Here is a 13,617-nt window from a genome sequence, read left to right on the forward strand (position 1 = left end):
AATCATTCTCATTGTCATTCTAGAATTCGCACCCGCCACGACAGGCTGCGCCGCTGGCCCCAGGCCGGCAGCAGCGCCGACGCACCCAGAGCACGCCCCACGGCACAGGTTTCCCAGCTCTCGACCATTGACCATGCTTATCCAAAAACTCTCGCGCACGGCAGTTGCGCATGCCGCCCTGCTTGCCCTGTGCGGCGCAGCCCACGCGCAGGCCCAGCCTGAAAATGTTCCCGAGGCCACGCTCGCCCCGGTCACCGTGAACGCAGGCACCGAGAAGGAAAATCCCACCGGAGCCGTGGTGGGCTTCACCGCAAAACGCGCCATCTCGGCCACCAAGACCGACACGCCGCTGATAGAGACGCCCCAGGCCATCAGCGTGGTCACGCGCGACCAGTTCGAGGCCCAGGGCGTGCAGACGCTGCGCCAGACCACCGCCTACAGCGCCGGCGTGGTGTCCAACTATTTCGACAGCCGGGTGGACAGCTTCTCGGCACGCGGCGGCAGCGTGAGCCAGTACCAGGACGGGCTGCTGCGCACCTACGGCACCTACAACACCAGCCGCCCCGACCCCTACACGCTGGAACGCGTGGAGTTCCTGCGCGGCCCCTCTTCCGTGCTCTACGGCCAGGGCAGCGTGGGCGGCGTGCTCAATCTGACCAGCAAGCGCCCGCAGGCCGAGGCGCTGCGCGAGGTGCAGGTGCAGATGGGCAGCTACGGGCGCAAGCAGATCGCCACCGACCTGACCGGCGCCGTCACCGAAGACGGCCAGTGGCTGTACCGCCTGGTGGCCGTGGGCCGGGAAAGCGGCACCCAGGTGGACCATGTGAACGATGACCGCCTGGTGATCGCGCCCAGCCTGACCTGGCGGCCCAGCGCCGATACCTCGCTCACGCTGCAGGCGCTCTACCAGAAGGACAAGAGCGGCTCGCTGATCGGCTTCTTCCCCTGGCAGGGCACGCGCCTGCCCAGCCCCTACGGCCAGATTCCCACCAGCACCTTCATCGGCGAGCCCGGCTGGGACTCGTTCGACACAGAGAACAAATCCTGGGGCTACCTGTTCAGCCACCGCCTGAACGCGGACTGGACCGTGCGCCAGAACCTGCGGCGCACCATCAGCGACGTGGACTACCGCTCCATTTACACCAGCTTCACCGCCATCCCCGGCCAGGGCCGCCCTGCGCGCCCGGTCTTCAACCCCGACAACCGCAGCGTCTACCGCGATGCCTCCTGGCAGGTCAACGGCGGGCGCATGCTGGTGATCGACACGCAGCTCGAAGGCAAGCTGCGCTGGGGCACCGCAGAGCACACCGTGCTGGCCGGCATGGATGCGCAGCGCAACAGCACCAGCCAGTCCACCTGGCGCGGCCTGACTGCGCCGTTTGACGTCTACAACCCCGTCTACGGCAACTTCACGCCGCCCACGGCCTCGCAGCTGGTGCGCCAGCCGGGCGTGTCGCAAAAGCAATTGGGCTTCTACGCCCAGGACCAGATCAAGTGGGGCCGCTGGACCGCCACCCTGGGCCTGCGCCACGACAGCGCGCAGACGGACACCGAAGGCCGTCCCGCCTCCGCCGTGGACGAGAAGGCCTGGACCAAGCGCGCAGGCGCCACCTACCAGATGGATGGTGGCTGGGCGCCCTACCTGGGCTACTCCGAATCCTTCCAGCCGCTGGGCGGCGTGGATGTCTACGGCACGCCCTACAAGGCGCAGCGCGGCGAGCAATGGGAAGCCGGCGTGAAATGGCAGCCGCCGGGCCAGGGCCTGTCGGCCTTTGCCGCGGTCTACACGCTGCGCGAGAAGAACCGCAAGACCACCGACCCGGCCAACCCGCTCAACAGCCTGCAGATCGGCGAGGTCAAGGTCAACGGCTTCGAGGCCGAGCTCACCGCCAGCCTGGCGCGCCACTGGGACGCCACCCTGGCCTATGCGTACACCGACGCCGTCATCTCGCGCAGCAATGGCGGCGACCAGGGCCAGCGCGTGACCAGCGTGCCGCGCCACACGGCGTCGGCCTGGCTGACGCACCGCTTTGCCAGCGAAGGGCGCGGCGGCTGGAGCCTGGGTGCCGGCGTGCGCTACACGGGTTCGCAGTGGACGGGCACCAGCCTGGTGGACACGCCTTCGGCCACCCTGCTGGACGCCATGGTGTCCTATGACGCCGGTCCCTGGCGCCTGGCATTCAACGTGGTCAACCTGACCGACAAGGTGCAGATCACGCAGTGCCTGGCACGCGGCGACTGCTTCTACGGCCAGCGGCGCACCTTTGCGGTGACGGGAACGCACCGCTTCTGAGAGCCGCCGCCGCGCGCCTCACACAGCCCAGGCATTTCACGCAGCGCAGGCAGCTCAGGCAGGCAGCTGCCTGAAGCTCCTTCGGTCCGCCGTGCTGCCAAACGATGCGCAGCCCGACAGCACGGCGGGCGAAGGCGCGGTGGTCGACAGCGCCTCGCTGCACAGCCGGGGCAGTTGGCTGTGCTCGTCTTCCAGGGCCTGTGTCTGGATCATGGGGGCCATGGCCACCACGTTGCCGAAGATGGTGGCAAAGGCCACGTCGGCTGCGTCACGGCCCGTGCCAAAGCGCATGAAGCCCATGGGAATGGCCGTGCCCGATGCATCGAACAGATACCACCTGTCGCCCAGGTAGGCTTCCACGTAGGCATGGAAATCGGGCGGGCCCAGCGCAGGGTCGGCACCGTAGTCCGTGCCGGTGGCGATGCGGGCAGGAATGTTCAGCGCACGGCACAGGGCGATCATCAAGTGCGTGAAATCGCGGCACACGCCCACCTGCTCCACCAGGGTATCGACGGCCGAGGTGGACGAGTTGCTGGTGGCCGAAGCGAAGGTCACCAGCTCCTGCACCCACTGCTGTATGGCCAGCACGCGCGAATAGCCGGGCGCCAGTTGGCCGAAATTGCGGAAGGCCAGCTGCATCAGCCGGTCGGACTGGCAGTAGCGGCTGGGGTAGATGTACGGCAGCACCTCCAGCGGGATGCAGCGCACCGGAACCTCGCCCAGCGCCGCCGGATCCTCGCGGTGGTGCGCGATGCAGACGGTGGCCGTGTAGGTCAGGTGCAGGGGGCCTGGGTTGGCATGCAGGCGCATGAAGCGGGTGGAGGTGGCGGGCTCGGTGGCAATGTCGGGCTCCACGGGCTGGCTGAGCACCAGTTGCTCGTTCTCCACCGTCTGGTGCGATGTGTGGGCCGCATGGATGTTGAACACGAAATCGGCCCCGGCCGGATCGCGGATGTCATAAGCAAGATCCACCTGGATCTGCAGCCGGATCGCTGCGTTGGCCATTGTTTGTCCCTGGTTGGTGTGTCTGATCGCCACCATGGTGCGGGCAACCACGCCCGCAGGCCGTAGGCCCCTGCTGAAAAGCCTGTAGTGCTTGGCAGGGACAGCGCGTGCGCCGGGCAGGAGGCCCGCCTGGGGTGCAAACTCGGCTAACATCGGCGCCGCCCCGCATGGCGCAATGCCTGTGGCGGGGGCATCCACCAGCCAGGAACAGCCAAGGAGACCGCTAGATGGCGGAGATCATCGAGATATCGCGGGCGGCGCTGCACGAGCAGGTGGCGGACCGTTTGCGGTCCATGCTCATCGAAGGGCGCATCGCCCCGGGAGCCAAGCTCAACGAGCGCGAGCTGTGCGAGCAGCTGGGCGTCTCGCGCACGCCGCTGCGCGAGGCCATCAAGCTGCTGGCCGCCGAAGGCCTGGCCGACCTGCTGCCCAACCGCGGCGCCATTGCCGTCAAGCTGAGCGAGGCCGACGTCATGCACGCCTTCGAGGTGCTGGCCGGCATCGAGGGCCTGTCGGGCGAACTGGCCGCGCAGCGCATCACCGACCAGGAATTCGCCGAGATCCGCGCCCTGCACTACGAGATGATGGCCAGCGTGGCGCGCGCCGACGTGTCTGCCTACTACCGGCTCAACGCCGCCATCCACGCGGCGCTCAACAGCGCCGCCAAGAACCCCGTGCTGACGGAAACCTTCCAGCGCATCAACAACCGCGTGCAGTCGCTGCGCTTTCGCACCAACCTGGACACGGCCAAGTGGAAGCAGGCCGTCAAGGAGCACGAGGCCATGATCGAGGCCCTGGGCGCACGCGACGCCACGGGCCTGCGCGAGCTGCTGGTCACCCACCTGCACCACAAGCGCGATGCCGTGCTGGCCATGCTGCGCGCCGAGGCCCTGCAGCCGCGCAAGGCGCGCTGAAGCAAAAGGCCAAATCGGCCACCCGGCACCGCATTCGCCAGCTCTTTTATCTCACCACTGCGGCAAGGCTACGCCCAGCAGGACAGTCGCGCCTGCTAGCAAGCGCACCCGTGAGGGCCTGGGTCCAAAGCGCTTTGCATTCATTCATCCAGTTCTATTCCTAGGAATTTTCCGGGAAATCGGTTCGTTCGCGAAATAATTCAGAATGATCTGATTGATTTTCTATTTTTATCGTGTGCTTAATCAGCAGCCATAGGTATTGCGCTAACGGTGCCAATGACTGAGAACACGATGAATGAGAAACAACGCACAAGCATTTTCCGCAAGGAAGCACTGCAACGATTTGAGCGACAGGAGCATGGCCCAATGCTGCTGGCACGCTCAAACCACAGCTGGCTACTGGTTAGCTTGGCTTTTGCCATTACTTTTTTCTGTACGCTTTATCTCTTCCTTGGCAGCTACAGGCCACGCGCTACTGTAAGTGGCATCCTGGTTCCAGCGGATGGCGCGATAAAGGTCATGGCGCCTGCCAGCGGCATCGTGTCGGAGCTACGTATCCAGGAAGGCCAGCGGGTAAAACAGGGCGATGTCCTTTTTGTAATGGCGGACCAACGCTCACAGACAAGCAGCCAGCAAACCACAAAAATCTCGGATTTACGCCTTGCCTCGCTGGCCCAGCGTCAAGAAAGCCTGAAGCGACTCAGATCGACGACACAGCAACTGGGCATGACCAATGAAGCAGGTTTGCGCAGGCAGCACGACAATATCAACGAGGAACTTCAGCGCAATCAGCAAGAACTGGACCTTTACGCTCGGCGAGTCCAGGCTCTCTCGAAAATAGTCGCGAATCATCGAGAACTGGCAGAGAAAAAATACATTTCACACTTGGAGCTTCAAGACAAAGAAGACCAACTATCTTCACTTGAAACACAACTGCTGGGCGCTCAACGCAGCCGTTCGCAGTTAACCAGAAGCTCCGCAAATCTCTTGAGTGAAATCCACCAGGCTCCCATCAAGATGGCTGGGCAACTGGCTGAGATCGACCGTGATCTCGCAAGCCTGGAACTTGAAACCACGGAAATCGCATCGCGTGATGGCTTTGCGATTACAGCGCCCATCTCAGGCCGCGTGACGGCCATCAATGCAAACCGTGGTCAGGCAGTATCTTCTCAGGCACTCGCTATTATTGTTTCAGAAGATGCTCCTCTGATGGCACATCTATTTGCTCCATCCAAAGCATTGGGCTTTGTTAAGCCGGGACAGTCGGTCAGATTTAGATACGAACCATACCCTTATCAAAAATATGGCATGCACCAAGGGATAGTCATGGAGGTCTCCAATAGCCCTTTACAAGCCGACGATTTCTCTATATCTCCAATCTCATTAAACACTAAGGAGGGAATGTACAGAATCACTGTTAAGCCAAAAAAACAATTCATCGATTCCCAGGGACAGCAGATTAGCCTTTTCCCAGGAATTGCACTAGAAGCAGATATTTACCAGGAGAACCGACGCCTAATACAATGGATACTAGGTCCAATAAATGAAATTCACAATAAATATTTACACAATCAATAAGAATTAATTCACCGCATAAAATAATATTATTTTAATTAACTAAATATAGGAATTTATATGAAATCTCCCTCCCTCATTAAATTGGAAATTGATACTTTAGAATTCGACGATTATGGAAATTATGAAATTACAGAAATACTTACAAATGAAGAGCTAGATGATATTAGTGGCGGAAGACTCATAGGCTTCAATATTTGCCCGGGCAATATATTTTGCCCGACAAATGATGGATGCAATCCACCACCACCTCCTCCACCACCCAATCCAAATTGCGGAGAGGATGATGATTCAAATAGTTAATTACCTCTTTTAAAAAAGAAAGCCGAATAAACAAAATCGGCTTTCTGCATTCAAATTATCCAAGGAGAAACTCTTTTGCCTTACACAATTACTCAGCGGATATTATCATCAATTGATCCTGAAAATTTAGAAATAACGTTGTTGCCTACAGAACAATGCAATTTTAGATGTACGTACTGCTACGAGGATTTTTCTATTGGAAAAATGAATCGAGAGACGATTAATTCTATCAAGAATTTACTAGTACACAGAGTAAAAACCATCAAGCGATTAAACCTTCAATGGTTTGGTGGGGAGCCTTTAGCCGCTAAATCAATCATGTACGAAATTAGTGCATTCGCAAAAACTCTGTGCGCAGAGCACGGTGTATTTTTCAGTGGAGCAACAACCACTAATGGATACCTTTTGGACATTGATACTGCCACGCGCTTGCATGATCTTGATCAACGAGGTTATCAGATATCCCTAGATGGATTCGCTAGCGTACATGACAGCACTAGAAGGCTGGCCTCCGGTGACGGTACGTTTGATCGTATTATCAATAATCTAAGAACAATACGTGATAGCAAGTTACCAATATCCGTGCTTCTGCGAATTCATCTATCAATTGACAACCAACAGTCACTCAAACAACTAGCAAAAATGCTACGCTCCGAATTTTTACATGACAAAAGATTTTCAATATTTCTCAAGCCTATAGAAAATCTCGGTGGGCCAAATAGTTCTCAAATTAAAGCAATTGATAAAGACAATAGAAAAAATAGAATACAAGAAATAGAGGAAATACTCTATAACAATGTAGTTAGCACAAATATCCACTCAGTCGAAAATCTCCAAATTTGTTATGCAAGCAAGCCAAATTCTCTAGTGATTCGCGCAGACGGGCGGGTTCAAAAATGTACAGTACTACTTTCAGATGATCGAAATACAGTTGGAAATCTAACTCCAGATGGTCGCATCCACTTGAATAACTCTCTTATGGTTAACTGGATGCGAGGATATTTAACAGGTGACCGAGACATATTGCGCTGCCCAGCCATAAATATTCCTAAAATTCAAAAATCCAAAATTATCCCTATCGCGCAGGTTGTATGAAAAATCTTATTAATTTTGACATCACCAAAAATCAATTCGATGAAACCATTGCAGATCGCAAAATGCATCTGATTCGTGGAGCTGTAGACGCAAAGCTTCTCAAATGGTCGGACGTTGATTCAGCACTTTATTACAGCGACATTACTTCACCAAATATGCGCCTACACAAAAACGGAGTAATACCACCGGTTGATTATATTGAGGAGTTCATATCAGGCGGCCGTACTTTACATCGACTTAATACATCATCTGTGCAATCACTACTGAGTACGGGCGCCACTGCAGTACTTAATCGCATAGATTCTCGGCATGAGTTAATAAGAAAGCTCTGTGACGAAGTAGCACATTTTACTGACGCGGATACCACAGCAAACGCATATATAGCATTTTCAGGAGAAGGCAGTTTCGGTGCACATTGGGACACCCATGATGTTGCTGTTATTCAGCTAATAGGAAAAAAACATTGGCGCATTTATCCGCCAACATTTAAGTCCCCTCTTCCAGGACAACTAAGCAAAGAATTCAAATCAGATCGCCCCTCTAAACCTATTTTTGAAGGAATTATAGAAGCAGGCGATCTTCTATATCTTCCCAGAGGATGGTGGCATGAAGTCCTACCTATAGGCGAGACATTTCATATTGCCATTGGAATGTATTCCCCATATATTCTTCACTATATTTCCTGGCTGTTGCAAACCTCTCTTACACAACACGAAGAATTTAGAAAAACCATGAGATCCAACACAGTTACGGAAGAGGCAATTTTACGAGCAAGTTTAATTCTGACAGAACAATTAAATGACACGAATAGGCTTTCCGCCTTCAAGGAAGAGGTAAAGAAAAAAAGAGCAAATCCCAGGATGCCTTTTTCCCTAGAATCTATTGCCAACATGAGTTACTCATCTAAATCGCTTTAAAATTTATATGAGAAAACTAAAACGCAGCATTATAGAAATAGCTTTAGCATTTTCTTATATTTTAATCAACCAATCTAATGCAACAGGGGAAATTTTGGAAAGCTCAAATGCGAACATAGAAAAATGGCAAAAAATTGCTGCGAAAGACATCCAAAGAGCACAAGAGATCATAAAAGAGGCACATCCAGCAAGCCTGGATTACTCCAATCAAGATTTCCATAATTGGCTATATGCCGGATACGAAAAGGCGCTCATATATGCCCAAAAAAGCAAGTCAAAAGATCAAGCATGGGCAGCACTGAATTTCTACACAACTGGATTTATGGACGAGCATTTGCGAGTTTGGCGCGATTCACCAAATACAGTTGATCTTCATTGGGTCGGTTGGAATATGGAATATAGAAATGAAAAATTCCTGGTTGTATCAGCGGCAGAAAACTGGCCCAAGGAATTACCAAAAATTGGTGACGAAGTAGTTTCATGCGACGGATTGGCAATAATCGATTATTTGAAGCGCGACATTGCGCCATTTGTTGACAGACGAGTTGGCCTAACCAATACACTCAATAAACTGGCAAAATATATTACCGAGGAGCAACCGAAAAACACTTTATGGAACTCGTCGCGCTCGATTAATTGCGAATTTAAGACTCCAGCAGGCAGCAGAAAAACACTTGAAATGCATTGGGAGAAAAAATCCAATAATCAAGAAATCAAAAACTCCATAATTCTGCGAAAAGGCATACGTCAAATTGAACCCCACATATATTGGATTCACATCTCGAATTTTATGCTGGACGCCAAAGATCATTTGGACTTTGAGGCATTGCTTAATAAAATTCGAATGCTTAGTTCTGCCGACGCAGTTGTACTCGACACTCGAGGAAATAGCGGAGGAAACTCTCTTATAGGTACGCGCTTAATTTACGCCCTCTTGAAGGAGTCAATGCCAGCTCAGGAGAATAGCACGGCACTATGGCGTATATCCTCGCAAGCAAAAGCAACCTTAGAGTCTCATAGGCATTCAGCAATGCAAACTGAAGGTAGCGATAGCTTTATCTACAAATTTTTGAGTGATTTAATCGAGTCAATGAAACTAGCATCCATACGTGGTGAGAATTTCGTTGAGCAGATTTCAACCTCAATTGAGAAAGATGAACACTCGGCAAAAAATACTCGTCCATTCAAAGGGAAAATTGTCCTTATAACAGATTCTAATTGTGGAAGTTCTTGTTTAAATTTTGTTGATGAGGTCATGCAAATTCCTGGGACTTTGCATGTGGGAAATACAACTAGTGCTGATACTCGCTATACAGATGTAGCAACAGTCGCACTTCCTAGCGGAGCCAAGTTATGGGTCCCACTAAAAGTCTGGATAGGAAGAAGGCGCCAGGATAATATTCCTTATGTCCCTGAAATAGCGTTTGATGGTGATTTGAATGATACTAATGCTTTGCAGGCATGGATATTGGATTCAATTTTGCCGCACGCCAAAGCAATTGGAATGCCGTGAGTTCTTATCTCCAAACCACGGTCGCTGAGTGCGGGCTAGCCTGTGTGGGCTACATCGCCGCACACCATAAGCACGAGTTTTCCATGAACGAATTGCGCACGCGATTTGCCGTATCGATTCGTGGAACCAGCCTGCGTGATCTCATCCACATGGGGGAGATGCTTGGTCTGGGTGCCAGGGCGGTACGCCTGAATCTCAAAGGCCTGCCAAAGCTCCCCGTGCCCTGCATCCTGCATTGGGATCTGACTCATTTCGTGGTGTTGACCAAAGTTTCCCAGCGCAAGATCACCATTCACGACCCCGCCAAAGGCCTGCGCACCTTGCCGCTGGCCGAGGCCAGCGAGCATTTCACAGGAATCGCCCTGGAAATGTGGCCGACACCGGCCTTTCAACAGATCAAACCAAAACCGCCCATCGGCTGGCGGGATTTGATCGGCCCCATCACAGGGCTCAGGCGCAGCCTGCTCCAATTGTTCGTGCTGGCTGCTGCCCTGCAAGTGGTGGCCCTCATCCTGCCTTTGTTCACCCAATGGTTGATGGACGGCCCCGTCGTTTCTGGCGAGCTTGATCTCATTGGCGTCATCGCCATAGGTTTCGTCCTGCTGACCTTAGTACGTACGGTGCTGGAGTGGACGCGCGGCTGGCTGGGGATCGTGGCTACGTATCAGTTGGGTATTCAATGGGCTTCGCGCATCGCTCGGCACCTGTTCCGACTGCCCATGCACTGGTACGAGGTACGGCATACCGGCGACGTGCTGTCGCGCTTCCAGTCTGCCAACAATATCCAGCAGACCGTGACTGGCAAGCTGGTGGATATCGTGCTTGATGCCCTGTTTGCCATCATCACCGGGGTCGTGATGTTGATCTACAGCCCACTGCTGGCTGCTGTGGCCGTGTTCACCATCGTGGCCTATGCGGCCATACGCCTGTCCACACATGGGGCATTTCATCGGCTCAGCGACGAAGCGCTGGTTCATGAAGCAACAGCACAAAGCCATTTTCTGGAAAGTCTGCGCGCCATGCAGAGCGTCAAGATCGCGGGCTTGGAGGCACATCGCGCATCCGACTGGGCCAACCGCATGGTGCAGGCGTCCAACAGGCGCATGCTCAGCAACCGTATGACGCTGACCTTCGGGTCGAGCTACAGCCTGCTGTTTGGCTTGGAAACCGTGGCCGTGCTTGCGGCAGGTGCGTACATGACCATCGAGGGTGCATTGACGGTTGGCATGTTGATGGCTTTCATTGCCTACAAAAATGAGTTTTCCTCCAGGATGCAGCGGTTCATCGACAACATGATGTCGATGCGCATGCTGCGGCTGCACGTGGAGAGGCTGTCCGACATCGTGCTGACCGAGCCTGAAAAAACCGCAGGCACCTTACCTGAGCAGTTCGACTCCAGCGGCTGGGCACCCCCTGAAATCCATCTGGACAAGGTGAGCTTCCGGTACGCCGAAGGCGGTCCATGGGTGTTGAAGGATATCGACCTGAAGCTGCATGCAGGGGAACATGTAGCCATCGTTGGCCCGACCGGATGCGGCAAGACGACACTGGCCAAGATCATCTTGGGCTTGCTGGAGCCGACCTCGGGAACCGTTCGGGTAGATGGGCAGCCGCTGAACTACCTTGGCTTGTCGAACTGGAGGCGGCGCATTGGCGTCGTGATGCAGGACGATCAGTTGTTCTCTGCAAGCCTCAAGGAAAATATTGCGGGACTGGATGGCGTGATCGACATGGGGCGGGTCCAAGCTGCAGCACGGGCAGCTTTCATCCATGACGATATTCTTGCCATGCCGATGGGTTACGACACGCTCAATGGGGACATGGGCAACACCTTGTCCGGAGGCCAAAAGCAACGCCTTCTGCTGGCCAGGGCCTTGTACCGTGAGCCCTGTGTGCTGGTGCTGGACGAAGCCACCAGCCACCTGGATGTGGAGCGCGAACAGCAGGTCAACGAATCCATTGGCCGACTGCCTGTGACACGTATCACGATTGCACATCGTCCTGACACGATTGCCATGGCTGAGCGCGTGATTGACATCACACGATTGCATGCAAGTGCCATTGCCGTGGAGGCAGCCGCTCCATGAGCCGACCTCCCGTCTTGCTCTGCAACTGCCCATGGCGATGCTTGCTGCTCTGTATAGCTGGCTGCCTGGCCGCGCTACTGAGCGTGGTACCGATGTGCACTCTGGCATCGACGGACATCTTTCAGGCTGAGGAGAGGGTTGTTCAGCCCCTAACAGCCATCGCACGGCCTGGATCGCCAACACCCTGCAGCTTTGCTGCGATGCCCGACCCTTTGCCTGTCGCCGAGGCCGTGGAGCGCATGCTTTGCAATGACCCCAACGTGCGTCTGGCATGGGCGCAAACCCGCGCGCAAGCAGCCCAGGTCGGGCTCATACAGTCGGCTTACTTGCCAAGGCTGAACGCACAACTGGACGCCAGACAGGCACACAGCGAGATCCAGCGCACAAGCGGTGGCTCAGGCGGCAGCAGGCAAACCTACACGGGCGCCGTCAACCTCCATTGGGTGGTGCTGGATTTCGGAGCCCGCGAAGCAGCGCTGGAGACTGCACGACAGCTGTTGCGCGCCGCAAATGCCTCCGGGCAAGCCGCCGTGCAGCAAGCCTTCCTGCGCTCGGTGCAGCTTTACTATCAGGCGCAGTCGCTCCAAGGACGCTTACAAGCGGCGCGGCAGGTTCTGGATCTGGCGGATGAAAACCACCAAGCGGCAAACGCCAGGTACCAGGCGGGTGCAGCCGCGTTGTCCGACATGCTGCAGGCGAAGACCGCGCTATCTAGAGCCAGTCTCAGAGTGACGCGCGTGCAAGGTTCGCTTGAGCAGGTGCTGGGCGACATAGCCCTGTTGATGGGGCAGTCTGCCCATCTTGCACTGCGCGTCGAGCCTCTTGCTACTGCTCGGCCAGACTCGGGCTTCGTTGATGCGCTGGAAGAACTGCTGGCAATCGCGCGGCAGACACACCCCACTTTGATGGCCGCGCAGGCCAGACTGAGTGCCGCGCAGGCGGCTGTACGAGAAAGCCGGGCCTATGGTCGCCCCAATGTCGCGCTGACAGGGAGCATCAACCGCTCGCGCAGCATGCAGCCGCCGGCCTTGGGCTCTGACTTCCGCCAATCGGATAGCAGCCTGGGCGTTCAACTGAACATCCCGTTGTTTGACGGGATGGAGCGCGAATACCGCATACGCGATGCGCAAGCCCGTGCAGCTGAAAGCACAGCAGCCATGGAAGACACACTTCAACGGATTTCACGCGACGTATGGCTTAACTACCAAACGCTGAAAACCGAGACCGAAAGCCTTCAACGCACCAGTGAGATCGAAGACCAGTCGCGACAGGCGCTTGAAGTCGTTCGAGGCCGGTACCGTGCCGGCGTGGGCAACATGACGGAATTGCTCAACGCCATGAATGCCTTCACTGATGCGCAAGAACTGCATATCTCGACGTTGAACAGTTGGAGGATCTCTCGGATAGGCTTGGCCGGCAGCCTGGGCCGATTGGGCTTTTGGTCGCTGGATTGAAGCGTTCTACGCCCGCCAGCGCCCTTACTCCTTTAGAACTTGTAGCGCCGCAACGCCGGCCCGCGCCACCTCCGCATCCTCGGCCGGCTTCACCCCGCTGACACCCACGGCGCCCAGGCAGTGGCCCTCACTGGTGATGGGCACGCCGCCTTCCAGCAGGCCCTGCAGCGCGGGCACGCTCAGGTAGGCGGTACGGCCGCCATTGATCATTTCCTCATAGAGCCGGCTTTCCTTGCGGCCCAGTGCTGCGGCGTGGGCCTTGGCTGGCGCGATGTGGGCCGAGGCCGGTGCCGCGCCGTCCAGGCGCTGCAGCCACAGCAGGTGGCCGCCGTCATCGGCGATGGCGATGCTGACGGCCCAGCCGCGCGCCGTGGCATGCGCCTCGGCGGCCTGGGCGATGGTCTTGATGTCCTGGAGGTCCAGGCAGGGCTTGTGCTTCATGGGAGTGCCTTGTCTTGTGC

General features: G+C 55.6%; 11 protein-coding genes. 9 read left to right on the plus strand and 2 right to left on the minus strand.

Features of this window, described 5'->3' with window-relative positions; genetic code table 11:
* The first annotated feature begins 133 nt into the window (after window positions 1–133).
* Window positions 134–2,293: a TonB-dependent siderophore receptor gene (locus tag IB269_RS18525; protein ID WP_192367928.1), complete on the plus strand. Its 2,160-nt coding sequence runs from the start codon at window positions 134–136 to the stop codon at window positions 2,291–2,293.
* A 54-nt stretch (window positions 2,294–2,347) separates the two neighbouring features.
* Here the strand turns inward: IB269_RS18525 and IB269_RS18530 are convergent, their stop codons facing one another.
* Window positions 2,348–3,298 (minus strand): transglutaminase-like domain-containing protein, encoded by a 951-nt coding sequence (locus tag IB269_RS18530; protein ID WP_065345925.1) that lies wholly within the window; start codon window positions 3,296–3,298, stop codon window positions 2,348–2,350.
* 227 nt (window positions 3,299–3,525) lie between these two features.
* Between IB269_RS18530 and IB269_RS18535 the strand changes: the two genes are divergently transcribed.
* The 8 genes from IB269_RS18535 to IB269_RS18570 all read left to right on the plus strand — a co-directional run bounded on the left by IB269_RS18535 (window position 3,526) and on the right by IB269_RS18570 (window position 13,156).
* The gene (locus IB269_RS18535) at window positions 3,526–4,212 is read left to right on the plus strand and encodes a GntR family transcriptional regulator (protein WP_192367929.1); all 687 of its coding nucleotides are present in this window, start codon (window positions 3,526–3,528) and stop codon (window positions 4,210–4,212) included.
* 291 nt (window positions 4,213–4,503) lie between these two features.
* A complete protein-coding gene (locus IB269_RS18540) occupies window positions 4,504–5,790 on the plus strand; it encodes an HlyD family secretion protein (protein WP_192367930.1) in 1,287 nt (428 codons plus the stop codon).
* A 57-nt stretch (window positions 5,791–5,847) separates the two neighbouring features.
* On the plus strand, window positions 5,848–6,090 hold the full coding sequence (locus IB269_RS18545; RefSeq protein ID WP_192367931.1) for a hypothetical protein: 243 nt from the start codon (window positions 5,848–5,850) through the stop codon (window positions 6,088–6,090).
* Window positions 6,091–6,165: 75 nt separating this feature from the next.
* A complete protein-coding gene (locus IB269_RS18550; RefSeq protein ID WP_192367932.1) occupies window positions 6,166–7,185 on the plus strand; it encodes a radical SAM protein in 1,020 nt (339 codons plus the stop codon).
* On the plus strand, window positions 7,182–8,102 hold the full coding sequence (locus IB269_RS18555) for a cupin domain-containing protein (RefSeq protein ID WP_192367933.1): 921 nt from the start codon (window positions 7,182–7,184) through the stop codon (window positions 8,100–8,102). Before IB269_RS18550 ends, IB269_RS18555 begins: the two co-directional genes overlap by 4 nt.
* Before the next feature lie 7 nt (window positions 8,103–8,109).
* Entirely contained in the window at window positions 8,110–9,615 is a 1,506-nt protein-coding gene (locus IB269_RS18560; RefSeq protein WP_192367934.1) for a S41 family peptidase, read from the plus strand.
* Entirely contained in the window at window positions 9,564–11,702 is a 2,139-nt protein-coding gene (locus IB269_RS18565; protein WP_225614187.1) for a peptidase domain-containing ABC transporter, read from the plus strand. The genes IB269_RS18560 and IB269_RS18565 overlap by 52 nt, the downstream gene beginning before the upstream one ends.
* 200 nt (window positions 11,703–11,902) lie before the next feature.
* Window positions 11,903–13,156: a TolC family protein gene (locus IB269_RS18570; protein WP_192367935.1), complete on the plus strand. Its 1,254-nt coding sequence runs from the start codon at window positions 11,903–11,905 to the stop codon at window positions 13,154–13,156.
* 24 nt (window positions 13,157–13,180) lie between these two features.
* Here IB269_RS18570 and IB269_RS18575 read toward each other — a convergent pair whose 3' ends face one another.
* Window positions 13,181–13,597, minus strand: a complete 417-nt coding sequence (locus IB269_RS18575; RefSeq protein WP_192367936.1) for a heme-binding protein — start codon at window positions 13,595–13,597, stop codon at window positions 13,181–13,183.
* Window positions 13,598–13,617: the final 20 nt, after the last annotated feature.

This window comes from Delftia sp. DLF01, from assembly GCF_014852125.1.
In the GTDB taxonomy this organism is placed as follows: Bacteria; Pseudomonadota; Gammaproteobacteria; order Burkholderiales; family Burkholderiaceae_C; genus Comamonas; species Comamonas acidovorans.

What these genes read in the sequence shown, in the direction of transcription:
- IB269_RS18575 (WP_192367936.1), bottom strand. Translation starts at nt 13,597, where the DNA reads ATGAAGCACAAGCCCTGCCTGGACCTCCAGGACATCAAGACCATCGCC.
- IB269_RS18555 (WP_192367933.1), top strand. Translation starts at nt 7,182, where the DNA reads ATGAAAAATCTTATTAATTTTGACATCACCAAAAATCAATTCGATGAA.
- IB269_RS18525 (WP_192367928.1), top strand. Translation starts at nt 134, where the DNA reads ATGCTTATCCAAAAACTCTCGCGCACGGCAGTTGCGCATGCCGCCCTG.
- IB269_RS18530 (WP_065345925.1), bottom strand. Translation starts at nt 3,298, where the DNA reads ATGGCCAACGCAGCGATCCGGCTGCAGATCCAGGTGGATCTTGCTTAT.
- IB269_RS18540 (WP_192367930.1), top strand. Translation starts at nt 4,504, where the DNA reads ATGAATGAGAAACAACGCACAAGCATTTTCCGCAAGGAAGCACTGCAA.
- IB269_RS18545 (WP_192367931.1), top strand. Translation starts at nt 5,848, where the DNA reads ATGAAATCTCCCTCCCTCATTAAATTGGAAATTGATACTTTAGAATTC.
- IB269_RS18570 (WP_192367935.1), top strand. Translation starts at nt 11,903, where the DNA reads ATGCCCGACCCTTTGCCTGTCGCCGAGGCCGTGGAGCGCATGCTTTGC.
- IB269_RS18560 (WP_192367934.1), top strand. Translation starts at nt 8,110, where the DNA reads ATGAGAAAACTAAAACGCAGCATTATAGAAATAGCTTTAGCATTTTCT.
- IB269_RS18535 (WP_192367929.1), top strand. Translation starts at nt 3,526, where the DNA reads ATGGCGGAGATCATCGAGATATCGCGGGCGGCGCTGCACGAGCAGGTG.
- IB269_RS18565 (WP_225614187.1), top strand. Translation starts at nt 9,564, where the DNA reads ATGGATATTGGATTCAATTTTGCCGCACGCCAAAGCAATTGGAATGCC.